The organism is Aeromonas sp. QDB20 (genome assembly GCF_027707805.1).
GTDB lineage: Bacteria > Pseudomonadota > Gammaproteobacteria > Enterobacterales > Aeromonadaceae > Aeromonas > Aeromonas dhakensis.
In genome coordinates this window covers 281,833-307,391 of record NZ_JAPCJC010000002.1, presented here as the reverse complement: position 1 = coordinate 307,391, position 25,559 = coordinate 281,833, and the positions used below count along the sequence as shown (strand labels likewise).

General features: G+C 63.9%; 13 protein-coding genes. 12 read left to right on the top strand and 1 reads right to left on the bottom strand.

Annotation, left to right across the window (positions count from 1 at the left end; genetic code table 11):
* Positions 1-162 precede the first annotated feature (162 nt).
* Genes glpA through glpC form a run of 3 tightly spaced genes read left to right on the top strand, consistent with a single transcriptional unit; the run spans position 163 to position 4,366 of the window.
* Positions 163-1,842 (top strand): anaerobic glycerol-3-phosphate dehydrogenase subunit A, encoded by a 1,680-nt coding sequence (gene glpA, locus PG897_RS03215; RefSeq protein WP_270828732.1) that lies wholly within the window; start codon positions 163-165, stop codon positions 1,840-1,842.
* A complete protein-coding gene (gene glpB / locus PG897_RS03210) occupies positions 1,832-3,112 on the top strand; it encodes a glycerol-3-phosphate dehydrogenase subunit GlpB (protein WP_024941560.1) in 1,281 nt (426 codons plus the stop codon). Before glpA ends, glpB begins: the two co-directional genes overlap by 11 nt.
* A gap of 51 nt (positions 3,113-3,163) precedes the next feature.
* Positions 3,164-4,366: an anaerobic glycerol-3-phosphate dehydrogenase subunit GlpC gene (gene glpC / locus PG897_RS03205; RefSeq protein WP_201880838.1), complete on the top strand. Its 1,203-nt coding sequence runs from the start codon at positions 3,164-3,166 to the stop codon at positions 4,364-4,366.
* 110 nt (positions 4,367-4,476) lie between these two features.
* Here the strand turns inward: glpC and PG897_RS03200 are convergent, their stop codons facing one another.
* Positions 4,477-15,144, bottom strand: a complete 10,668-nt coding sequence (locus PG897_RS03200; protein ID WP_024941561.1) for a retention module-containing protein — start codon at positions 15,142-15,144, stop codon at positions 4,477-4,479.
* Between the two features lie 720 nt (positions 15,145-15,864).
* Between PG897_RS03200 and nrfA the strand changes: the two genes are divergently transcribed.
* The 9 genes from nrfA (at position 15,865) to pbpG (ending at position 25,504) form a co-directional block, all read left to right on the top strand.
* Positions 15,865-17,310, top strand: coding sequence for an ammonia-forming nitrite reductase cytochrome c552 subunit (gene nrfA / locus PG897_RS03195; protein ID WP_024941562.1), 1,446 nt, complete (start codon positions 15,865-15,867; stop codon positions 17,308-17,310).
* A gap of 51 nt (positions 17,311-17,361) precedes the next feature.
* A complete protein-coding gene (nrfB, locus tag PG897_RS03190; protein ID WP_024941563.1) occupies positions 17,362-17,961 on the top strand; it encodes a cytochrome c nitrite reductase pentaheme subunit in 600 nt (199 codons plus the stop codon).
* Positions 17,958-18,650: a cytochrome c nitrite reductase Fe-S protein gene (nrfC, locus tag PG897_RS03185; RefSeq protein WP_024941564.1), complete on the top strand. Its 693-nt coding sequence runs from the start codon at positions 17,958-17,960 to the stop codon at positions 18,648-18,650. Before nrfB ends, nrfC begins: the two co-directional genes overlap by 4 nt.
* Positions 18,651-18,740: 90 nt before the next feature.
* Positions 18,741-19,694 carry a cytochrome c nitrite reductase subunit NrfD gene (nrfD, locus tag PG897_RS03180; protein ID WP_024941565.1) on the top strand — a complete coding sequence of 318 codons (954 nt, stop codon included), beginning with the start codon at positions 18,741-18,743 and terminating at the stop codon, positions 19,692-19,694.
* 173 nt (positions 19,695-19,867) lie between these two features.
* Positions 19,868-21,829: a heme lyase NrfEFG subunit NrfE gene (gene nrfE, locus PG897_RS03175; protein WP_024941566.1), complete on the top strand. Its 1,962-nt coding sequence runs from the start codon at positions 19,868-19,870 to the stop codon at positions 21,827-21,829.
* Entirely contained in the window at positions 21,826-22,401 is a 576-nt protein-coding gene (locus PG897_RS03170; protein WP_024941567.1) for a DsbE family thiol:disulfide interchange protein, read from the top strand. Before nrfE ends, PG897_RS03170 begins: the two co-directional genes overlap by 4 nt.
* On the top strand, positions 22,398-23,588 hold the full coding sequence (nrfF, locus tag PG897_RS03165; RefSeq protein WP_041204644.1) for a heme lyase NrfEFG subunit NrfF: 1,191 nt from the start codon (positions 22,398-22,400) through the stop codon (positions 23,586-23,588). The genes PG897_RS03170 and nrfF overlap by 4 nt, the downstream gene beginning before the upstream one ends.
* 137 nt (positions 23,589-23,725) lie before the next feature.
* On the top strand, positions 23,726-24,181 hold the full coding sequence (locus PG897_RS03160; protein WP_024941569.1) for an NUDIX hydrolase: 456 nt from the start codon (positions 23,726-23,728) through the stop codon (positions 24,179-24,181).
* 402 nt (positions 24,182-24,583) lie between these two features.
* Complete coding sequence (gene pbpG, locus PG897_RS03155; RefSeq protein WP_017782682.1) at positions 24,584-25,504, top strand: D-alanyl-D-alanine endopeptidase; 921 nt, start codon at positions 24,584-24,586, stop codon at positions 25,502-25,504.
* Positions 25,505-25,559 lie beyond the last annotated feature (55 nt).

Sequence of the window (25,559 nt, the reverse complement as noted above, 5' to 3'; positions counted from 1 at the left end):
AGCGGTCCCCTCTGCTGTTATGAGAGTGTGACAACAATCACGATTTGCTCATTAACACCCCTACCAATGAGCGTTTGCGAACATTAATTTGGCCCATATCAAACATTTCTGCCCAGAGACAGGCCACACTGGCACCATCTGGAAGAGATGAGACGGGCAAGAATGAAAAGAATAACCACACAAGTCGTCATCATAGGGGGTGGCGCCACCGGAGCCGGCATCATGCGCGATTGCGCACTGCGCGGCATCGACTGCATCCTGCTTGAGCGGGACGATATCGCCGCCGGTACCACGGGCCGCAACCATGGCCTGCTTCACTCCGGCGCCCGCTACGCGGTGACGGATCAGGAGTCCGCCCGCGAGTGCATTCAGGAGAACCGCATCCTCAAGCGGATCGCCAGCCACTGCGTCGAGGACACCGGCGGCCTCTTCATCACCCTGCCGGAAGATGACATCCATTTTCAAACTACCTTCATGGACGCCTGCTCCCTGGCGGGCATCGACGCCCGCCAGCTGGATCCCGCCGATGCGCTGCGCCTCGAACCCAACGTCAACCCGGCGCTGATCGGTGCCATCCAGGTGCCGGACGGCACGGTCGATCCGTTCCGCCTGGCCGCCGCCAACGTGCTGGATGCCAAGGAGCACGGCGCCCGCATCTTCACCCACAGCAAGGTGCTGGGGCTGCTGCGCACCCAGGATAGGGTGCACGGGGTCAAGGCGATCAACACCCGCACCGGTGAAGCGTTCGAGGTGGAGTGCCAGGAGGTGATCAACGCCGCCGGCATCTGGGGCCAGCAGATCTGCGAATACGCCGATCTCGGCATCCGCATGTTCCCGGCCAAGGGTTCCCTGCTCATCATGGATTACCGCATCAACCAGCTGGTGCTCAACCGCTGCCGCAAACCGGCGGATGCGGACATCCTGGTGCCGGGCGATACCATCTCCCTCATCGGCACCACCTCGAGCCGCATCGATTACCACAAGATTGACCAGCTCACCGTCGAGCCCGAAGAGGTGGAGGTGCTGCTGCGCGAAGGGATAAAACTGGCCCCCATCATGGCCCGCACCCGTCTGCTGCGCGCCTATGCCGGGGTTCGCCCGCTGGTGGCGGTGGATGGCGACGAGTCGGGCCGCAACATCAGCCGCGGCATAGTGCTGCTGGATCACGCCGAGCGGGACGGTCTCAAGGGTTTCAACACCATCACCGGCGGCAAGCTGATGACCTACCGGCTGATGGCCGAATGGGCAACCGATCTGCTGGCCAAGAAACTCGGCAACAGCAAGCCGTGCCGCACCGCCGAACTGAGCCTGCCCGGCTCGCGGGATCCGGAGAAGGTCTCCGCCCCCGGTCTCTCGGTGCCGGCCGAAGGCTCGGCCCAGTACCGTCACGGCGAGCGGGTCATCGCCTTTTTCCGCGACAATCCCAAGGCCAACGCCCTCATCTGCGAGTGCGAGATGGTGACCGCGGGCGAGATAGAGTACGCCCTGCGCGAGCTCGACGTGGGCAACCTGGTGGATCTGCGCCGCCGCACCCGTCTGGGCATGGGCCCCTGTCAGGGGGAGCTGTGCGCCTATCGCGCCGCCGGCCTGATGCAGGAGTATGGCAAGGCCGACGGCCGCCAGGCTTGCGTCATGCTGCGCCAGTTCCTGGAAGAGCGCTACAAGGGTACTCGGCCGGTGCTGTGGGGCGATGCCCTGCGCGAAGCCGAATTTACCTACTGGATCTACGAGGGGCTGTTCGGCCTTGGCGAGTGGACGGCCCCCCACCTGGTGGCCGAGCCGCCCTTCCCGCAGGACGCCAGCACCGCCAATCCCACCAAGGAGCGCAGCCATGAAATTTGACAGCATCGTTATCGGCGGCGGCATGGCGGGCCTCTCCGCGGCCCTGCGTCTGGCCGAGGCCGGCCAGAAGACCCTGCTGATGGCCTCCGGCCAGAGCGCCCTGCACTTTTCCTCCGGCTCGGTGGATCTGCTGGATAGCGAGGGGGATCCCCGCACCGCCCTGCCCGCCTTTATGGCCGCCAACCCCGAACACCCCTACAGCAAGGTGGGACTGGCCCATATCGCGGCGAGCCTCGATGATCTGCAACGCCACTGCGCCGCCCAGGGCTTGCCGCTGTTTCGCCAGGAGCGCAACCACCAGCGGCTGACCCCCATCGGCACCCTGAAATCTACCTGGCTCTCCCCCGACACCTGCGCCTGCGTGACCGATGCGCCGGCCCCCGACGCCATCCTGCTGGCCACCCTGGAGGGATTTCGCGACTTTCACCCCGAGCTCGCGGCAGCGAATCTCGCGACCCACGCGCGCTTCGCCCACTGCCGTATCCTGACCGGGGAAATTCGCCTGCCACAGCTGGCCGAGTTCAGCCGCAATCCCCACGAGTTTCGCTCCGCCGACATCGCCCGCCTGTTTGACAAGCAGGGCAATGGCCAGCATGACCTGCTGACGGATCTGGCCCGCGAGATCAGCCGCATGGTGCAGGAGAGCGGCGAGCCGCGCTGCCACCACCTGGTGCTGCCCGCCTGCCTGTCGCTGGGGCTGGTCGGCCCGCGCCTGACGGAGCTGGAGCAGCGCACTGGCTGCATCATCAAGGAGGTGGCCACCATGCCGCCGTCGCTTATCGGCATGCGGATGCAGGAGGCCCTCAAGCGCCGCTTCATGGCCCTTGGCGGCACCTTCCTCACCAGCGAGCGGGTGCTGGGAGCCCGTTACGACGGCGATCGGGTGATTGGCGTGCACAGCCAGAATGGCGACGATCAACTCTTTGAAGCGGATAACTTTGTACTCGCCTCCGGCAGCTTCTTCAGCCGCGGGCTGGAGTCGCGTCTGCGCGGCATTCGTGAGCCCATCTTCAACGCCGATGTGCTGAGCCTGCCGGAGCGTGACGCCTGGGCCGGTCGCCGCCTGTTCGACCACCACCCCTTCATGGGCTTCGGGGTCAAGACCGACGACAAGCTCAGAGTGCTGCGTGGCGGCAAGCCACTCACCAACCTCTACGGCGCCGGTAGCGTGCTGGCGCACTATGACCCCATAAAAGAAGGGTCAGGCTCAGGTGTCGCGGTTGCCACCGGCTGGCAGGCTGCCGGTCACATTTTGAGTTCAGCCCAATGATGATTTCGACCCATATCCCGTGCCTTCACACCCAACGGGAGGAGAACTGACATGCTACTGGATCATGCCAACCAAACCTTCGATCAGTGCATCAAATGCACCGTCTGTACCGCCTACTGCCCGGTGGCCAAGGCCAACCCGGCCTACCCAGGCCCCAAGCAGGCGGGCCCGGATGGGGAGCGGCTGCGCATCAAGAGCCCGGAGCTCTTTGACAGCGCCCTCAAGTACTGCACCAACTGCAAGCGCTGTGAAGTGGCCTGCCCGAGCGGGGTGCGTATCGGCGACATCATCACCAAGGCCAAGCACCAGTACAGCGGCTTCAAACCGGGGATCCGCGAGTTCGTGCTCTCCCACACCGACCTGATGGGCAGCATGTCCACCCTGATGGCCCCTGTGGTCAACTTCACCACCGGCCTCAAGCCGATGAAACTGGTGCTGGACAAGGCGCTGGGGGTCTCCTCCCACCGCGACCTGCCCAAATACTCCCAGGGCACCTTCCGCGGCTGGTACAAAAAGCAGAAAGCGAGTCAGGCCCGCTTTGCGCGCCAAATCGCCTACTTCCACGGCTGCTACGTCAACTACAACCACCCGCAGCTCGGCAAGGAGCTGGTACAGGTGCTCAACGCCATGAACATCGGCGTCCAACTGCTGGAGCGGGAGAAGTGCTGCGGCGTGCCGTTGATTGCCAACGGCTTCATGGACAAGGCCAAGCAGCAGGCGGCCTTCAACATCCAGCAGTTGGAGAACACCCTGCTCGGCAACGAGATGCCGCTACTGGCCACCTCCTCCACCTGCGGCTTCACCCTGCGCGACGAATATCCCCACCTGCTGGAGCAGGACAACCACAAGGTGCGCGATCGCATCTCGCTGGTGACCCGCTTCCTGTGGAACGAGTTCTACCAGGGCAACAAGCCGGCGATGAAGCCGCTCAATCTGCACATCGCCTACCACACCCCCTGCCACATGGAGAAGATGGGGGGCGTCATCTATACCCTGGAGCTGCTGCGCGCCATCCCAGGGGTCAAGGTGACCGTGCTGGACTCCCAGTGCTGCGGCATCGCCGGCACCTACGGCTTCAAGTCGGAGAACTACCAGACCAGCCAGGCCATCGGCGAGGGGCTGTTTGATCAGATAAACCGGCTCAAGCCCGATCTGGTCATCACCGACTGCGAAACCTGCAAATGGCAGATCGAGATGAGCACGGCGTTCCGCTGCGAACACCCCATCCACCTGTTGGCCCGGGCCCTGGCTTGATCCCCTTGCCACGCTAGGCCAGACGGCCCGCTCGGCAAAGAGGCCGACAAGCAAACACCAGATAGAAAAAGAGCCGGCAATTGCCGGCTCTTTTATTCACATCCGCCCCATCAAGGGTGCTGGACGATCAGGCTGTGCTGATCCAGCATGCTCTGCAGGATGTCGTGGGACGAGGTGCCGCCAAGCTGCCAGCTGCTCAAGTCCACCCCCTTCAGGGTGATCTGCTGGGTCACCTGGCCATCCCCCGCCGGCGACACAGAGAGGTTCACATCGCTCAGGCCGTTGCTCGCGCTGGTCACCGACGCCTGCAGATGGCCCAGCAGGCCGTCCACGCTACTGTCGGTCACCCCCTTGAGCAGGTCCGCCAGATCGATCCTGTCACCCGCCTGCGGGCTGAAATCGGTGATGGTGTCGATGGCGGGCTGGCCTGCGCTCCCCGCATCCCCCTGCTGCCAGACGAAGAGATCGCTGCCGGCGCCGCCGGTCAGGATGTCGTCACCCTTACCGCCCAGCAAGCGATCATCCCCCGCGCTGCCAAACAGCCAATCCCCCTGATCCGACCCCGTCAGCGTATGACCGGCCTGGGTATGGATGGTCACGGTATCGAGGGGGGAGCTGATGGTCGTGCCCCCCAGACTCGACTCTGCGCTCAGTCCCAGCACATGGTCTCCCGCCGTCAGGCCGTCCAGATAAAACGGCAGCGAGTGGCCACCCGGAATGAGCCAGTCACCGTTGCTATCGGCATGACCGACCTGCTGCCCCAGTTCATCCAGCACCTGGGCCCCCGCCAGACCACTGATGCGCAGCGACAGCTCGCCCGGTGCCGGATTGACCACGCTGGCGGTCAGATTGAGCGGCACCATGGCCCCCTGCAGGGCATGGAGCTCGTGGGGCCCCACCGTCAGGCTCGGCAGATCCGGTTCGGCCGTCACCGTGATGATCACTTGATCGGTGTCGCTCAAGGGCCCGCCCGCACCGCTGTTGCCCTGATCCGAGGTGGTGATGGTGAGGTTGTCCTCACCCCAGAAATCCCTGGCCGGTTCATAGTGCAGGTTGCCGGCCAGCAGCTGGTTGAGATCGGCAAGCGACCCCACCAGGGTCATCTCGTTGCTGCCCGCCCCCTGTACCGAGACCGCGCCCGCCGCTCCCAGCAGGGTCAACACCCCGTGCTCGACCCTCAGTACCATGGCCATGGGCGCACTGCCGGCATCCACATCCTTCACGCTGATGCCGGATAGCGACAGAGAGCCATCCTCTTTCACCGTCATGCTGCCCGGCAGCTGATTGACCGGCGCATCGTTGACCGCCAGCACCTCGATGGGCACTACGTCGGTGTCGCTCAAGGGGCCGCCGCTGCCGGTGTTGCCGCGATCATCGGTCACCATGGTGAGCCGATCCTGGCCGTTGAAGTCCTGCTCACCCAGATAGGTCACGCCGCCCGCCAGCAATGCATTGATGGCATCGAGCGACCCGCTCAGCACCAGGGTTCCCGTACCGTTGCCGGTCAGGGTCACGCCGCTGCCATCCGCCAGGGTGAGGGTGCCGTGCTCCACCGAGAGGCGCACCTCTATGGTGCTGTTGCCCGCATCCACGTCTTTGACCTGCAGACCGTCAATGCGATAGGGCACATCCTCTTCGGCCACCAGCGGCGTCGTGGGCAGAATGTTCTCGGGCGCGTCGTTGACCGCCGCTATGGTGACATCGATGCTGCCATTCACCTCTGGTCCCAGCGCGCCGTTGTCCAGGCTCTGGGCGATCACCTCGAGGTTCAGGGTGCCATTGACGTCGTTGGTCACCAACAGCAGGCTCGCCAGGTTGCCGCCCACCGTGGTCACCTGCCAGTCGCCGTTCGGCAGTCTGATGGCCTCACCGGCCACCCCGTCTGGCAGGGCGATGGCGGCCCCTTCCGGCACGTTGCGAATGGTCACCCGCACCTGCTCGGCGCCATTTTCATGCACATTGCTCGCACTGCCGCCGGTGGCCTGGGTATCGCGGGTCTCCAGCCCCAGATTGAGCAGGATCCTGTCGCCCTCCACCCCGCTGGCGGTGGGCACCAGATCGCTGATGAGCGCATCCCCCACCGGATTGACGGTCACGGTGAAGCTACCGCTGGTTTCGAGCGGCAAGGTCAACCCCTGGTCGAGGGTAAAGGCGCTCAGGGTGAGATCCACGGTGCCGCTGAAATCGGCCGGCGGGATCAGGGTCAGCTTGGCAAAATCGGTGCCTACCGGTACCTGCCAGACGCCGCCCCCATTGTTGACCGCCGGGGCCGAGAGGGTGAAACCGTCCGGCACTCCTTTTATCTGCAGCGCCACTATCTGCTCGGAGCCATCGGTGTCGATGAGGGCAGCCCCGAGGCCCGCCAGGCTGATGGCGCCATCCTCGTCGCCCGCCACATCGTGCAGCGTGAGCACGGCCGGATCGTTGACCGGTCGCACCTCAAAGCCGACCTGCCCGCTCCAGCTGCCGCGATCCGTACCCGTGGTGGCGGTGTCGAGAATATCCACCGTCACGTCGAGCGGCACCTGACCGCTGAAGTGCTCTTTGGGCACGAACACCAGATCCTTGAGATCCGCCGGGTCGTTCACCGTGAGGGTGGAGACCGGCTGGCCGTGCTTGTCGAGGAAGTGACCATATTGGGGATCCACGGTCACGACCACCCGCTCCACCGTTTCCAGACCGCCGTTGGCGACCGAGGGGCTGATATCGGCCAGTTTCACCGACAGATCGAGGCGGATCTCGGTGTCTTCCAGGTTGTCCGGCTGGCCGTCGCCGTTCATATCCTTCACGTTCAGTTGCAGTTCGGGCAGGCCATCCGCCCCGCCATTGATGTCCACCTCCGGGGTGATGGAGAGGGTGATCTCTTTCTCTACCATCCTGGTGTCACCGCTGACGGTGTCTGTGTTGACCAGACGCACCTTGAAGCCCAGGCCGTCGCCGGCGTAATCCTCAGGCAAGGTCAGGGTGAGCCGGTCGAGATCATCGAGGCCACCCGGCAACTTGATCAGGTACTCGCCGTTGACGAAGTCGAAGGTGAGCCCCTGCACGTTGACGCCGGCGGGCAGTCCGGTGATGACGATGCTGAGCTCGTCGTCACCGCTGTCTGCCGTGCCCAGGGTCACCATCTGCTTGAGCTGACTGCCGAAATTGACGCTCTGATCCTCCACCCCTGTGATGGGGGCACTGTTGTCGAAATCGACGTCGGCGGCCACCTGGCCCGAGTGGGTCGCGCCATTAAAGTCGGCGCTGGCGGTGAGCTCCCGATAGGCCGGTGCGCTCACATCCCCCTCGTTGTTGTCACCAAGGTCGATCACCCTGGCGCTGACCTTGAAGGTGACGGTACCGGTGAAGCCATCCGGCGAGCGCAAGGCATAGCTGTCGAGGGCGTCGTGGGGGATGGTCCAGTTGCCCTGACCGTCGTTGATCCCACCCACCACCACGAAGCCCGGCGGCAGGTCGCTGATCACCAGATAATCGATGGTCTCGACGCTGCTGGGGTCCAGATCCTCGAACACGAAGACGCCGTCCAGCGGGATGTCGTGCCCGTCCGGGCTCTCCAGTTGGCCGGTCTGCACCAGGTTGCCATCGGGCTCCACCACTGCCTGGATATCCAGATGCAGGGTGCCCTCGATCACCTTCTGGGCGGTGGCGCTGGAGTCCACATCCACCTGCGTCACCGTGACATGGCTCTGGATGCGGGTGTCTCTGTCGCTGTCTTCGGGCCCTTTCACCAGCAGCTGGCCGCCGCCGAGCAGGCTCTGCAGCTCGCCGTCGCTCAACTCCACGGCGCCGCCGCTCACGGTCAGCTGGGTCTCGACCCTGCCCACGCGGATCCAGACTTCATACCCGGGCTCGATACCGGAGAGGCTGAGGTGGGTCACCTTCTCGGCGCTGTCGGTCAGGTCAGGCTGCCAGTCGAGGACGGTGAACTGATCCTCCAGGCCATGGCTGGTCTTGGCATAGTCGGTGGCGTCGATGGCCGGCTCCACCTTGATGGTGAGCGGCACCTCGAAACTCTTGCTGTCGCCGTCGTTCTCGGTCACCACCACGTGACCGATGAGGTGCAGATCGGCGGTGCTGTTGGCCGGCGGCTGGATCTGCAGGTTGCCAAGGCTCGACACATCCACCTGATAGAGGGGGTTGCCCTTGCCGTCTAGCCCGGCGAAGGTGAGGGTCAGCGCCTTGCCATTACCGTCGAACACCTTGGCCCCTGCCGGCAGCCCCTCCAGCACCAGGTTCAAGGTTTCCGAGTGATCCAGCGGGGTGTCGGTCCACTCCCCGGAGGTGAGCTTGAAGTCCAGCGGTGCCCGACCATCCTCCTGGATGGTGATGGTGTAGCCGTTGCCATCCTGGCTCCAGCCGGAGGTATTGAGGTCGAAATGGGGCTCGTCCACCACCCCCACCAGATCCACATGCAGGGTCTGGGCGCCGGTCTCATTCTCGTTCACCACCGTGTGGGGCTGGCCGTTGGCATCGGTCAGGGTGGCCGTGTCCTTCACTACCCCCTTGATGGTGAGATCGAAGTCGACGTTGCTGTTTTTTGGCGGCAGCAGCTTGAGGTCATTGATGCGATCGAAGGGCACCTCGTAGTAGCCGTTGGCATCCAGGGTGACCGCCACCCCGCCGAGCCACAGGGTCGCCCCGGCAGGCAGGCCGCCGATGCGCACGAACAGCTGCTCGGAGCCATCTGTGGTGTCCCCCAGGTGGGCCAGGCCAATCTTGCTGCCCAGATCGATCAGGGTGTCCTCCTTGCCCTGAATGTCGCGCACGGTCAGCTTGGCGTCATCCGCCAGCGGATTGACGTTGATCACCAGCTCGATGGCATCCCCAAACGCCTTGTTCTGGCCGCTGGCGACCGGCGCCTTCTCGGTACTGACCGGGGTGATGGAGAGCTTGATGTCGCCGCTGAAATCCTTGGCAGGGGCCACGCTCACCTTGTTGATGTTGCCGGCCGAGACGCTGTAGAGGCCGCTGGCGTTTGGCTTGAGCTCGGCCCCGTTGAGCATGAGGGTGCCCTGACCTGCCTCCCACCGGATCTGGTAGCTCAGGGTCTCTGAGCCATCCGTATCGGTGAGGCCCGCCTGCACATTGAGCCTGATGCCGCTGCTGTCCTCATGGGTGTCGTAGTGCTGGCTGGTATGGTCGGTATCCCACAGCGGCTTGTCGGCCACGCCGCGTACCGTGATGGCGAGATCGCCGGTGACCGGCGCAGGGGCATCCCCCTCGGCCACCCCCACCTGCAATTGCACCTGGAAGTGGAGCGGCTGGCCCTGATTGCTCCAGCTGGACCAGTCGGCCGCCGGCACAAAGGTCACCCCCTGGGTGCGGTAGTGCACGTTATCGCTGGTGACCATGGCCTCGGGCGGCACGATAAACCACTTGCCATCGGCCGTGGTGGTGAGTGCCACTCCGTTGTAATAGAAGCTGCCGTGGGTATTGGCGGGTGCCTGAACAAGGAGCTGCTCCACATGCTCGCCCCGGTCGAAATCGCCGATGTCGAGCTGCATCTGGATGGGGATACCGGCGCTCGGATCCTGCGCCCCCTGATCTTCGTTGCCCAGGGCCGCAGTGACGGTAAAGCTCACCGGCTCATCCTGCAGATGGAGAGTCAGGGTGCTGTCGGCACGGTCACCGTCGCCATCCACCAGATGGGCGGTGATGACCTGGCTCAGCTGTGCATTGTCGTGATCAAACCCGGCCGCCGGGGTGAAACAGTAGCTGCCATCGGCCGAAATGGTGAGAGAGCCCATCACCTGCTTGCCATCCGGGCTCATCACCTCCTGAGTGAGGGAGTCATTGACGGCATGGGTCTGGCCGTTGATGGTGATCGACTCGACCCGGGCACCATCGGCGCCTTCGTTGGCTGCCGGCAGCAGATCGCCGCTGACGGGGGAACTCCCCTCGTTCAGGGTATGCGCCAGCACGGTACCGATGGGCATGTCATCCTCTACCGTCACGGTCACGCTCACATTGGGGCTGCGATCGCCATCGTGATCGGTGACAAAGAGCGGCACCTCGATGGCAAGATCATCTTTACCCTGCACGCCGTGATCGAGCTGCCCCACCAGATAGACGCTGTAGCTGCCGGTGACGTCGAGGTGAACCCAGAAGACCGGTTTGCCACCCTCTGCCGTGGCCAGATACCAGCCCGGGCTGTGGGCCGCCAGGGTTACCTCCTTGCCACCCGAGGTGAGGTGGTTTGCCTGATTGAAGACCGCCACGTCAAGCTCGAGGGAGGCGACCCGATCCGAGCCAGCGCTGATGGTCACCTTGCCGCTGGCCACCTCGCCCTGATCCGCCGGTGTGGTGCCGGGATGCTGGCTGGCGGAGCCATCGAGGGCAGACTCCTTCACCGCGACCGCGTCGATGGCCGAAATGAGGGGATCCACGCCGTCCGTCACCCTGATGGTGGCAGACCCCTGGCTCTGGCTGCCGTCGCTGTCGGTGACCTGCACCGGCAGTGTCAGCTCAAGCTGGTCATCGGCGCCGTGATCCAGGTTGGTATGCACCGTCACCTGATAGTCGAGGGTCGCAGTGGTGTGAGCGCCGATAGTCGCCGGCACCTGCATCAGGGTCACCGTCATCACCACCAGTCCGTCGGCCGTGATCGCCTGGAAGCGGTGGCCGTCGCTGCCCACCGCCTGCCAGGTCAAGGCTTCGCCATTATGGGTGATGGGGTTGCCATTGGAATCCACTACCTGGCCCGCCAAGGTCAGACGCACATCGACCACGGGGTCGGAGTCGGCGGTGATGGTGATCTTGCCGGTGGCCTGCTGATCGTCCGCACTCTGGTTATTGGCGGCGCCATCGAAGCGCCCTTCACCGAGGGTCACGCCGGTCAGCGTCAGCGTCGGTTTATCCCCCTCGCCAATCCGGATGGTGAGGGTGCCGCTGGTGCTGTCGTTGCTGCCGCCCGCCTTGTCGTAGTCGTTGACGATCACCTTGATGGGCAGCTCGGTCACGGCGTTGACGCCCTGATGGAGCCCCTGATAGAGGGTCACCTGATAGTCAAAGCCGTTCTTGCCCGCCTGATCCAGCGTGCCGACCAGCCGCACCTCAAACACCTCGACCCGCTGGCCATCCACCATCACGAAGCCCTTGAGCAGCTGGCTGCCCGGGATCTTCGGATCCCCATCCACCAGCTGATATTGCACCGGCTGACCGAGCGCGGTGAGCGCCGGCTGCTGGCCGGCATCGGCAAAGGCCACTTCGACCACCCGATCTGACCCTGCCTGCACATCGAAATGGCCGGTTTGGCTCAGGCTGTTGCTGCCGGTCAGCTCCCCTTCATTCAGGGTGACGCCGCTACCAGCCACAAAGGTGGGGGCGCGGCCATCGTGAATGGTGAGCGGCAACGTGGTGCCGATCTCGTCGCCATCCTGGTCGGCCAGTGTCACCGCCAGCGGCAGCGAGAGGGCATCGCTCCCCAGATGATCCAGCTCACCCGCGAGGGTGACCCTGGCGCTCACGCTCCAGTTGCCGCTTTGCTCGACCAGGCTCAACTCGGCGCGCAGGATCTCGCGTCCATCCGCCGTGATGCCCACCAGCTGGCCATCGGCCGCGAGGGAGAAGCTTACCGGACTGCCCTGGCTGGTGAGCCCGATCAGGGTGCGCTGGATGGTGGCAATGTGAAAACCGAGGGAGGCAGGATCGAGTGCATCGCTGCCGTGGGTCACCACGAAACTCATGGTGCTGACCGCTGCCGCCTCCCCTTGCGCCATCTCGGTGATGGCGGTACCGGTGACGGCGGAGATGGTCGGGTTGGCGCCATCACCTACCGCCACCGTGATGGTCGTGGCCACCTTGTCACCGTCGCTGTCGGTCAGGGTCAGCCCCGCCGTCAGCAGTGCATCCGCACTGCCCTGGTCCAGCGGCTGATGGAGGGTAAAGCTGTACTTGCCGTCGTTACCCAGAGTCAGGGTAAAGACCAGCTCGCCATCTGGGGTACGCCCCTCGATAAGGTGATCGGCCACCATGACCGTGACGCTCTGCTGGCCCGAGCTGAGCCCCTGCAGGCCCGGCTGATTGACATCAAACACGATGCTCACCAGCGGGTCGCTGCCCGCCGTGATGGCAAGCTCGCCGCCAAGGGTCTGACCCAGCTGCCAGTCGCTGTCCTCGGTGAGGGTCAGGGAAACAGGGTCAACCTGCGGTAAGGCGCCGTCGGTGATGGTGATGTTGAGGGTGCCGAGGTTGCTCCGATCGCCGTCAAAGTCGCGGCCCACCACCTGCAGCCCCAGATTGACGCTGTCGGTGGCCACCGGCTGATCCAGCACGCCGTCGAGTTCAAGATGGTACTTGCCATCGAGATCCAGGGTAACGGTCAGAATGCCCTTGCCGTCTGCGTCCAGCAGGGTGATGAGGTTGCCGTTCACCTGATAGCTGGTCGGCTTGCCACCGCTGGTGAGGCCCGCCAGAGCCGGCTGGCTCGCCTCAAAGCTGAGGGAGACCAGGCGATCGCTGCCCACCGTGACCGGCAGCTGACCATCGATGCTCTGCTGGCCCCCCTCTTGCAGCGAGATCCCCTTGTCCAGACCGAGCGAAGGATCGCGGCCGTCGTCGATGGTCAGGGTCAGGTTGGCACTGGTGGTGTCACCATCAATCTCGCTGGCGCTCACCTGCAACCCCAGCGAGAGGCTGTCGCTGCTCTGATGATCGAGCGGACCTGTGAGGGTGACCACCACCCGGCCGCCCACATCGCTCCCCTGCTGGTCGGCCAGCAGTTGGGCACGCAATACTTCAACCCGTTGACCATTGCTGCCCGGGTAGTAACCCAGCAGGGTACGATCATCGGCAAATTCGAAGGCAAGCGGATGACCATCGCTGGCAAGGCCTGCACTGTTGAGACTGGCCAGGGTGTCACTCTGGTTGCTGAACACCAGCGAGTCGACCAGCAGGGGATCGGCGGTGTGGCCAACCACGAAACGGCTCTCCCCGACTACGGCGGCGCCATTGGTGAAATCATCCTCGTTGAGGGTAATGGCCGGGATCTCGAAGCTCGGCGGGTTGCTGTCCAGCAGAGTGATCACCAGCGGCGCTTTGACCAGATCACCGTCGCCATCGCGGTATTCGAGGTTGAACGGCAGACGCAGGGCATCATCCTGAGTGTGATCCAAACTCTGGTGCCAGACGATGCGATAGCTGCCGTCATTGCCAAGGGTCAGGGTAAAGACGGTGACGCCAGCGGCGCTGGCGGTCAGGGTCTGGCCACCCCAGACATAATCCAGTGCCACCCCCTGACTGGTGAGTCCCAACCCCTCGAAAGCACTCTGGTCGGCGGCGAAGGTGACCTGCAGGTTGCCATCGATGCCGGCGCCGGTGTTGAGGCTGCCGGTCGCGCCGATCGGGCCATCGGCCAGTCCGGCTTCGGAGAGCGTGAGCGTCTCGCTCTGGCCGATCAGCGGCGCCCCGTCCAAGGCCGAGTTGCCTGCCAGATCGGTAACGCTGGCGCGCACCTCAAAAGGTTGCGTGACACCAGAGAGATCAAGATCTGATACCTGCCAGCGGCCATCGGCCCCCACCAGTACGGAGGTTGTGAGCAGCGCCTGCCCGTTGCTGCCAACCAGGGTGATGGTCACGCTCTGGCCTGCTTCCACATTGGTGGTGGTGCCGCTCAGGGTGGCATTGCCGTTGCCAAAGAGGGTGGCGGCGTCGAGATCATCGATATCGATGGCGGCCTGGGTATCGACCTCGATGGTGAGAATGTCGCTGGCCCGGTTGCCGGCGATATCCACCGAATCGACCCGAAAATCATGCGCCCCGTCAGCCAGCGCATCGGGCAGCTGATATTGCCAGTTGCCGTTGCCATCGACGGTGAGAGTGGCGAGCACCTTGCCGCCAAGGGACAGGGTGACGGTGGCGCCGGGCTCCCCCTTGCCCTGCAGCAGCGGGGTATTGTCGCGGGTCAGGTCATCGGTCTGGCTGGCGCCGGTGTCGCTCTCATCGGCGAGATCCAGGGTAATGGTGGTGATGGTGTCGAGCAGGGTCTGACCCAGATCGCTGGCGCGGTTGCCGGCGGCATCCTGGGTATCGGCCTGAATGATGAGGGGGCCATCCACCAGCTTGCCGGTAAGGTCGCCAAAGTTTGCCTCCCAGACCCGGCCGGGCAGCACCACAGTAGTGACGGTGAGCCGGTTGCCATCCTGATCCAGCAGGGTAACGGTGACCGGCTGGCCAACCTCCACATCCTCCACGGTGCCGCGGATGATGACGCCGGTCACCTCGTCGGCATTGATGATGTTGTCGTCGGTCTGCGGCTCGGTGATGGTGATGGCGGCAAACAGATCCCGCTCGCCTTCCAGCAGCGGCTCGTCGCCCCGCGGCATATCGGCGTGATCCGTATCGAAGCCGGCCTCGGCCAGGGTGGCGTCATTGGTGCGATCGACCACCACGAAGCCCCCCGAACTGGAACCGGCCACGCCGCCGATGGTGCCGCCTGCCGCCGGGTTGCCGGCAGCGCTCGCCTCGAACTGGGCGGTGGGATCGGTGCCTGCGCGGATCGCCGCCTGCAGGGCGGCCAGCTCGCCGTCAGCCGCTGCTGCGGGATCGGCGGGCGGCGCGGTGGGCGCCGCCGCCTCACCAGCCGCAGCCTCCTCCTGATGGAAGAGCTCGATGGCGTCGGTCAGCTGGTAGCTGCCTTCACCACTGAGGATCCGGTCGCCCGGTTGCAACAAGACGCCGGCCCTGGCGCGCACCACAGTGCCATCGTCATGAATGACGAAGACGGTTCCCTCCAATTGGGTCATGATGGTGGGTTTTTCGATACGCAGCTCGGCCATACAACCTCCAGCAAATAGTGAGCGGGCCCCGGATGCCAATTCGAGTCAAATTTTGAGCGCTTATTTTATAAGCATGTTACTTGCGGATCTCCCCATAATTTCGATAGAAAATGCGCTCACGTAGCGGATCCATCCGCTTTTTTGCACGTAAAACGTTTCAATACCGAAACAAGATCCCAATTGAAGACCACTAGGCAGGATCTGCCTCTCTCCTGCCGGATCCAGTATGGCAAAGGCTGACGCATCTTCCCCCACACCCCCTGATTGAATCGGACTGCCAACGGGAACCTTGACGCCCTCTTCCGCGCCGCTCATACAGCATATTTATTCACATGGATTTTATTATCCCCAAATGGATAGAAAACCGGCCGCGTTGAAGACGTCCCCTTGCCTGACGCGGGCTGGCGGGCAACTGTGCCCACTGTCGCCAGACAGCGGCGTTAACAATGGTGCAATAAGTTGAGTTTCCTCATAATTTAACCGGGATCTCATTTCCGCTTGTTGCTGGCTCCGCCAATTGATCTAGCGCAATCCCGCCCCCGATAAATCATCATTCGTTTTACCCATTTGGTAATATCCAACTCGAGCAATCGCATAAATACATGGGTTTTATTCACTAATAACAATTAATCGGCCTGCCTGCTCCTGCCTTGCGCGGGGGCTGATGCCCAGCTCCAGGATGGAACGGTCAGGCTTGGCAATGAGATCGATTTGGGAGTGATGATCGTGAGTTCACACAACAGACAGACCAGGCTGGGCCTCGCCGCCCTGCTGCTTACCACCTGCCTTGGCACCAGCGGCTGGGCACAAGCGGCCGACGAAGCTCAGCCCAAGGGCAAAGTAGAGGCGCGCAGCGAGCTGTTCGCCAAGGATCACGCCGATCAGTTCAGCAGCTGGAAGGCGACCGGCGAGAGCCGCGAGCGCACCGATGCCCTGGCCGAGGACCCCAACATGGTGGTGCTCTGGGCCGGCTACGCCTTCGCCAAGGATTACAACAAGCCGCGTGGCCACTTCTATGCGCTGACCGACGTGCGGGAAACCCTGCGCACCGGCGCCCCCAAGAGCGCCGAGGATGGCCCCCTGCCCATGGCCTGCTGGAGCTGCAAAGGCCCGGACGTGGCCCGCGTCATCGACGAGAAGGGTGAGGATGGCTACTTCAAGGGGATGTGGGCAAAAGGTGGACCCGAGATCGTCAACACCATCGGCTGCGCCGACTGCCACGACACCGCCTCGAAAGAGTTCAAGGAGGGCAAACCCGCCCTGCACCTCTCCCGTCCCTATGCCGATCGGGCCATGACCGCCATCGGCAAGCCGTTCAAGGAGCAGGGCCGCTTCGATCAGCAGTCCCAGGTGTGCGGCCAGTGCCACGTGGAGTACTACTTCACCGGCCCCACCAAGGCGGTGAAATTCCCCTGGGATGATGGCACCTCGGTCGAGCAGATGGAGGCCTACTACGACGAGCAGGGCTTCGCCGACTGGACCCACGCCGTCTCCAGGACCCCCATGCTCAAAGCCCAGCACCCCGAGTACGAAACCTGGCGCGCCGGCATTCACGGCCAGAACAACGTGGCCTGCGTCGACTGCCACATGCCCAAGGTGCAAAACGAACAGGGCAAGGTCTATACGGATCACAAGATTGGCAACCCGTTTGATCGCTTCGAGCAGACCTGCCGCAACTGCCACACCCAGAGCAAGGAGATGCTGCAAGGCATCGTCAAGCAGCGCAAAGACGCCGTTGTCGAGACCAAGCTCAAGGTCGAGAAGCAGCTGGTGCGCGCCCACTTTGAAGCCAAGGCTGCCTGGGATGCCGGTGCGACCGACGCCGAGATGAAAGATATCCTGCAAGACATCCGGCACGCCCAGTGGCGCTGGGACTATGCCATCGCCTCCCACGGGGTACAGATGCATGCCCCGGAAGTAGCCCTCAAGGTCCTGGGCAGTGCCCTCGACAAGGCCGCCGACGCCCGCACCAAGCTGGCACGCCTCCTGGCCGCCAAGGGGATCAGCCAGGAGATCGCCATTCCTGACATCTCCACCAAGGAGAAGGCCCAGGCCGCCCTTGGCATGGACATGAAGCAGTTCAACAGCGACAAGGCCCAGTTCCTCAAGACCACTGTTCCCGCCTGGGATGCCGAGGCCAAAGCGGCCGGCCGGCTGGCACAGTAACCGATGCTTGTGGGCCCGCCGGTCGGGCCCGCAGCAGGATGGAGGCTTCATATGGGTGATTTGACGATGGATTTCTTACGACTGATGCTGATAGCGGCCATGCTGCTGACCAGCGTACAGGGCCAGGCCGCCGAGCAGACAACCGCTCCCGCCGCCGTGCCCCCCACCCACGAGGTGGAATTCTTGCGCAGCGCCGACAAGGCCTGTACCGACTGCCATAAGGATCAGGACGACGTCATGCACGGCAAGCATGGCCAGGCGACCAATCCCAACAACCTCAAACCGGTGACCTGCACCAACTGTCACGGCCAGCCCTCGCCCAAACACCGGGAAGGGGTCAAGGATGTGATGCGCTTTAGCGACAGCTTCAACAACAAACAGAGTACCGAGCGCTACCCCATCGCCGAGCAGAACGGGGTCTGCATGAGCTGTCACGAGCCCAAAGTGCTGCGCGAAGCGCTCTGGGCCCACGATGTGCACGCCACCAAGCTCACCTGCACCAGCTGCCACGCTCTGCACCCGGCCAAGGAGCCCATGGAGTCGATTCAGGAAAAGTCCCGCATCAAGCTTTGCGTCGACTGCCACAGCAAGCAGCATGAGACCGTCAAGGCGGCCAAGGCGAACACAACCTCGGGCAAGGAGGCACAATGAGCTGCTCTCGCCGTCAATTCATGGCGGGGATGAGTGCGGGGGCCCTCATCATGATGACGGGGGCTGCTCGTGCCAACACCCGCTCCCTTGCCACCACCCTCGCCCACAGCCAGACCATCGACGGGATCCGCTACGGCATGATCCACGACGAGACGGCCTGCATCGGCTGTACTGCCTGCATGGACGCCTGCCGGGAAGTGAACCAGGTGCCGGAGGGGGTCTCGCGCCTCGAGATCATCCGCTCCGGCCCCGTCGGCGAGTATCCCGACGCCGAGTACCACTTCTTTCGGAAGTCCTGCCAACACTGCGACAACGCCCCCTGCGTGCACGTCTGCCCGACCGGTGCCTCCCATATCCGCAAGGAGGATGGCATCGTCGACGTCAACCCGGATCTCTGCGTTGGCTGCATGTACTGTCTGGCCGCCTGCCCCTATCAGGTGCGCTTTATCAACCCTGTGACCAAGGTTGCCGACAAGTGCGACTTTTGCCGCAAGACCAATCTGGCCCAAGGCAAGGAGCCGGCCTGCGTGGAATCCTGCCCCACCAAGGCGCTGGTGTTTGGCAATCTGGATGACCCGGACAGTCCCATCGCCAAACGGCTGGTGAAGGAGACCACCTATCGCTACAAGCAGGCACTCGGCACTTCGCCCAAGATGTACCGCGTGCCCAAAGGGGAGATAAAGTCATGACCATGCAAGCGGCGTTTCACTTCCCCTCCCTGGTGTGGGGATTTGCCCCATCGCCATCTACCACAGCAATAACCGATGGAGGGAATGACCATGTGGCATGACGCATTTCACTTCCCCTCTCTGGTGTGGGACTGGCCGATCGCCATCTATCTGTTCCTGCTCGGCATCTCCGCCGGGGCCACCACCCTCTCGGTGCTGTTGCGCCGCAAGGGGGCCGGCAGCGAGAGCGGCATCATCAAGGCGACCGCCATCCTGGCGCCGGTGAGCGTGGTGCTGGGGTTACTGATCCTCATCTTCCACCTGGCCCGCCCCTGGACCTTCTGGAAGCTGATGTTCCACTACCAGTTCGACTCCGTGATGTCGATGGGGGTCATGCTGTTTCAGGTCTACATGGCGGTGCTGTTCGCCTGGCTGGCGGTGGTGTTTCGCTCCGAGATCGAGACCTTGCGCAGTCACCTGCTGCAAGAGAAGTTCGCCTTTGTGGATGGCCTCATTGGCTGGCTCGCCCGCATCGAGCGGCTGCTGGCACCGCTCTTGCTGCTGCTTGCCGTGCTCTTGGGTGCCTACACCGGCTTTCTGCTGTCGGCGCTCAAGACCTATCCGCTGTTGAACAACCCGGTGCTGCCGGTGCTGTTCCTCATCTCCGGCGTCAGCTCTGGCATCGCCTCCACCATCTTGCTGGCGGTCACCCTGTTCAAGGAGAACCATCACAGCCAGGGGGTGAGCTTCGTCCATCGCTTCGAGCGGCCGGTGCTGGCGGTGGAGGTGTTGCTGCTGGTCTGCTTCTTTACCGGCCTCTACTTCGGTGGCGGCCAGAAGGAGGCAGCCATGTGGGCCGCCATCGGCAGCGGCTTCTGGGCTCAGGTGTTCTGGCTCGGGGTGGTGGGCATCGGCATGCTGCTGCCCCAGTTGCTGACCCTGCTGGCCCCCGCGCCGCTGCGGGCCAAAAACGGCTATCTGGTGCTGGTCTGCAGCCTGACTCTGGTAGGGATCCTGCTGCTGCGCTACTTCGTGCTATACGCCGGCCAGATGACAGTAATTTAAAGGCATGACCACCAGCGCCAGCCGCCCTCCGGTGACTGGCGCTGATTTGTTGCTGGCCCAATGAATTTCTGGTGATGCCACACCCGTTGCTTGGCAATGTTTTTCCCCAAAGGAAGACGACGCGGCGTGTGTGGCATGACATGAATGACATCAAAGATTGAAACGGAGGTTGTGTGCTGGCGGAGCTCGGCTATCTCTCACTGTTGCTGGCGACCGGGCTCGCCCTGCTGCAAGGGCTGCTGCCCTGGCTGGGGCTGCGGCTCGCCTCACGCCCGCTGCTCGGCTGCGCAACACCGCTGGCCCTTCTGGTCGCGCTCCTGCTCGGGGCCGCCCTGCTGCTGCTTGCCAGCTGTTTTGGCCAGGATGACTTTACCCTGGTCTATGTGGCCCAGCACGCCAACAGCGCCCTGCCTCTGGGCTTCAAGCTGGCGGCTGTGTGGGGCGGCCACGAGGGCTCCATGCTGTTCTTCGTCTTTGCGCTGGGGCTGTGGGGCGCTTTGGTAGCTCTTTGCTCCAAGCGGGTCGATCCGCTGATCCGCACCCGGGTATTGGCCATCATGGGGCTGATCGTCGGGCTGTTCGGCCTCTATACCCTGATCTTCTCCAGCCCGTTTGACCGCCAGTTCCCGGGGCCGCTGGAGGGGCGCGATCTCAACCCCATGCTGCAGGATATCGGCCTTATCCTCCACCCGCCCCTGCTCTATCTCGGTTACGTCGGTTTTGCGGTCAACTTCGCCTTCGCCATGGCGGCGCTGCATTCGGGCCGGCTCGATGGCGCCGTGGCCCACTGGAGCCGCCCCTGGGCGCTCGGCTCCTGGGTCTTTCTCACCGCCGGCATCGTGCTGGGTTCCTGGTGGGCCTATTACGAGCTCGGCTGGGGCGGCTGGTGGTTCTGGGATCCGGTAGAAAACGCCTCCCTCTTGCCCTGGCTGCTCGGCACCGCCCTGCTGCACGCCCTGGTGGTGTGCGAGAAGCGCGGCGCTTACGGCCACGCCGTGTTGCTGCTCTCCATCTTTACCTTCTCCTTGAGCCTGCTCGGCACCTTCGTGGTGCGCTCCGGGGTGCTCACCTCGGTACACGCCTTTGCGGTGGACCCCAGCCGCGGCCTCACCCTGCTGTTGCTGCTCGGCTTGCTATTGACCTGCGCCCTCACCCTGTTTGCCCTGCGGGCGGACATTCGCGCCCCCTATGCCCGCTTTGGCCTGCTGTCAAAAGAGGGGCTGCTCGGCGCCGCCATCCTGCTGCTCAGCGTGGCCTGCGCCAGCGTGCTGCTCGGCACCTTCTACCCCATGGTGTTCCAGTCGCTCCATCTGGGTTCACTCTCGGTGGGCGCCCCCTATTTCAATACCATCTTCGTGCCGCTGGCCCTCTGCCTGATGGCGCTGATGACCCAGCTGCCGCGCCTGCGCTGGCAGCATCTGGCAGCCCAGCGCCGCATCAAGGTGCTGCTCCCATGCCTGTTCGGCCTGCTGGGGGGCGCCTTGCTGAGCCTCGCCTATCCAGAGCCGCTGCGGGCAAGCTGGCTGGGGCTCGCGGCCAACGTGCTGAGCCTCTGGCTGATGGCCAGCCTGCTGCTCCCGCTCTTGCAACCGACGTCGCTGCGCGAGCTCACCCTCAATCGGTTCGGCAGCCTGCTGGCCCACCTCGGGGTGGCGGTGTGCGCCCTCGGCATCGCGCAGGTGAGTCACCACAGCCAGGAGGGGGGCGCCGTACTCGCCGCAGGCCAGCCCTATCGGCTCGGCGCCTTCGAGTTTCGCTATGATGGGAGCGAGCCCATCATCGGCCCCAACTACACCGCCGAGCGCATCACTCTCAGCGTGCATAAGAACGGTAAAGAGGTGGCCAGGCTCACCCCGGAGCGGCGCCACTACAGCGTGCGCACCATGAACATGAACGAGCCCGGCATCGCGTGGGGGCTGTTTGGCGACCTCTACGTGGTGCTTGGCGAGAAGATGGGGCCCGGCGCCTATGCCATGCGGCTGCACCATAAGCCGCTGGTGCGCTGGATCTGGCTCGGCGGCCTGTTGATGATGGCGGGCGGCGCCCTGCGTCTGCTCGCCCGCCGACCGCTGCTGGCTAGCCATCTTGCGCCAGCGACCGCCCCTTACCCTCGGCTTGAACAGGAGTCCTTATGAACGCCCGTCTGCGCCTGTTCGTGCCGCTCGTGCTCACCCTGGTGCTCGGTGCTCTGCTCTGGCTCGGCCTTGGCAACAATCCCTACAGCCAGGATGAGGCCGTCGCCGGGCGTACCCTGCCCGCCTGGCAGAGTGACGATCTGCTTGGTGGCCCCTCCATCCACACTGCTGCGCTCAAGGGGGAGCCCTTCGTGCTCAACGTCTGGGCCAGCTGGTGCCCCAACTGCCGCGCCGAGCATCCGCTGCTGGGTGAGCTGGCTAGCGCCGTGCCCCTCTACGGCCTCAACTACCGGGACAAGGGGAACGCCGCCCGCGCCTGGCTCACCGAGGCGGGCAACCCCTATCGCGCCGTGCTGGCCGACCCCGACGGCCGACTCGCGCTGGAGCTCGGCGTCTACGGCACGCCGGAGACCTATCTCTTTGCCGGCGACGGCACCCTGCTGACCCGCCACACGGGTGAGCTCACCCGGGAAGTCTGGCAACGCCAGTTTGCTCCCTTGCTGGCAAAGGCCCGCAGCAACACCGCCAGCCAGCCCGAAGTGGAGAAAGAAGTGCAGGAGAGCAAGCAATGAGCCGTCTCGGCCACGCCCTGATCGCACCACTCTTGCTGACATTGAGCCTCGGGGCCCTTGCCAGTGGGGTCGACACCTATGAGTTTCGCCACCCAGAGCGGCAGACCCGTGCTCAGGAATTGGCTCGCGCCCTGCGCTGCCCCCAGTGCCAGAACCAGAACCTGGTGGAGTCCAACTCCCCCATTGCCCGGGATCTGCGGCTCGAGGTCTATCGCTGGGTGGACGAAGGACAGTCTGATGAGCAGGTGATCGCCCGCATGACGGAGCGCTTCGGCGATTTCGTGCGCTACGATCCCCCCTTCAAGCGCAGCACGGCCCTGCTGTGGGGCGGCCCCGCCCTCTTGCTGTTGTTGGCGCTCAGTCGCCTGCGCAGGAGCCTGCATCGCCGGCAACCGGCGTGGGTGCCGCTTGTCGGCGACAGAGCCGAGGGGACCCGTCTCCACGACCCCAGGGCTGAGCTGAACCGCCTCATCATGGCTGAGCAGCAGGCGGGTCTTGCCCCCCACAGCCGCCTCTACCGGGAGCTGGAGCTGGCCCGCCTCGCCAACGCCACCCCACCTGCCGAGCAGGCCCTGCGCGAGCGGCTGGCCAAGGACCGCACCGCTCGTCCGCAGCGTAGGCTGCGGTCATGGATACTGCTTGGGGCCCTGTTGCTGGCGCTGATGGCCGGCATTTATGCCGGCACCGGCCGCTATCAGGCGTGGCAGGCTTATCAGTCACGCCCCGATCCGCTGGCGGGATTGAGCCCGCGGGATCTGCAGGACAAGGAGCTGGGCGCCCTGCACCAGCGCCTGCAAACCAACCCCGCCGATCTCGACGGCTGGGCGGCGCTCGGTCAGCTCTATCTCTACCGGGACGAGTACGACAACGCCTTGCTCGCCTACCAGCGCCTCGCCCTGCAAGAAGGGGGCGCCAGCGCCGCGACCCAGGCCGCGCAAGCCACCGTGCTCTACTACCAGGCAGGCCAGCAGCTGACCCCGGAGGCGCAGCGCCTGCTGGGTAGCGCGCTCAAGCAGGACAAGGGCGAGGTGAGCGCCCTGATGCTGCTCGCCTCCGATCACTTCCTGCACGGCCGCTACTCCCAGGCCATCGCCCTCTGGCAGCAGTTGCTGGACGAGGAGCGCCCCCGCATCAACCGGGCCGCGCTGATCGAGGCGATCCAGACCGCCCGCATGATGGGAGGCTGACCGCACGCGTGACCGGGGCTGAATGCCCCTGTCACGTTTGGCCAGCACCGGTGGTATCGGCAAGGAAATCACTTGCCAGCCTCCCGTCGGTGGCCGAACAATAGGCGTCCATTGAACCTGTTATTAGAGCCTATCCCATGATCCCCATTCGCTGTAAAACCGTCTCCGGTGTCGCCCTCTCAACGATTGATGGTGAAACAAAGCTGCTGGTGATGAAACGCGTAAAGGGTGGTTTCTGGTGCCATGTGGCGGGCACGGTCGAGGCGGGGGAAACCGGCTGGCAGACCATTATTCGCGAATTTGGCGAGGAGACGGGTATCAGAGTTTGCGAGTTATACACAGCCCATTATCTGGAACAATTTTACGAAAGCGTTTCAAATACGGTGGAGGTAGTGCCGGTCTTTGTGGTCTATTGCCCGCCCAATCAGGTGGTCACCCTCAATGATGAGCACACCGAATATCGCTGGTGCACCTTGGCCGAGGCCAAGGCACTGGTGAGTTTCCCCGGCCAGCAGGCACTCTATGATCACCTCTGGCACTACTTTGTCGAAAACAGCCCCTCGGCGCTGATGCGGGTAGCCATGACGCCATAGCGTGCAAATGCCAGGAGCCCTCTCGTTATCTTCTTGATCCTGTGGTGATCCGTCGCCGGCCATGGCCGCCATCAGCACATGTAGCCGCCCCTGATCAGGCCGTTTTCAACAGAGATGATCACCAGGAATGAGTGAAGATAGGGACGCAGGCAATAGAGACAGCTAAAAGATCGATCATCTGACGGCAAGAGGGCGCCACCAGCCGCACACTGCAGCCATGTTTCTCACGCCGACCACCCCTATCATTACTCGTATGAAGCCGCCCATAGCGCTCATTACCGTTATTTCAAGGTGCGCCATCCCATAAAATTGAAATATCGGGCCATTAGACGTTGTGAAGCGTCAATTACCGTCATATAACTTAGCCAAATATCCCTGTCAGCCGTACGGTAGCGTCAAATCATGATTACTCGCCCTTTTCTTACCCTGTTGCTCGGTGCCTTCCTCGTTCCCGTCAGCATGGAGAGCGCCCAGGCCAATCCGTTTTCAGCCCAGTCCCACTCCCCCAACAGCTTTCTGGAGCAGCGCAACGATCTGGCGCTGAGCTCCGCCGCCTTCGTGGTGGCCAACCCGCGCACCGGTGAAGTGCTGTCGGAGCGCAACGCCAACCGGGTGATGCCGATAGCCTCCATCACCAAGCTGATGACGGCGCTGGTGGTGCTCGATGCCAACCAGCGTCTCTCCGAGATGCTGACCGTTACCATGGCCGACGTGGACAGACTCAAGGGCACCGGGTCGCGGCTGGCGGTGGGCTCGCGCCTGAGCCGGGCCGACATGCTGCACATCGCCCTGATGTCGTCGGAAAACCGCGCCGCGTCGGCGCTGGCCAGAAACTACCCGGGTGGCCAGCGCGCCTTCATCGAGGCGATGAATGCCAAGGCCCGCATGCTAGGCATGTGGAGCACCCAGTTCTCCGACAGTACCGGCCTCACCCCTCGCAATGTCTCCAGCGCCCACGATCTCGCCAAACTGGTAGCGGCGGCATCCACCTATCCGCTCATTCGCCAGTACTCCTCCACCGAGGAGCGCATGGTGCGCAACGGCAAGCGTCAGCTGCACTACCTCAACTCCAACCGACTGGTACGCGAAGGGAGCTGGCCCATCTCCCTCTCCAAGACCGGCTACATCCGCGAGGCGGGGCGCTGCCTGGTGATGGCCACCCAGATCAACCGCGAGCCGGTGATCATGGTGCTGCTCAACGCCGACACCCCCAACGCCCGGGTGGCCGATGCCAAGCGGATCAAATCCTGGCTGGAGACTTCCGGTCGCATGAGCCTGACCGCCCAGTCCAGCCCCCGGACCAAGCTGTTCAGCAGCCAGTAAGGCTCCCGGCGATCATCCTCAAAAAAGCCCCCGCACCAAGGTGCGGGGGCTTTTG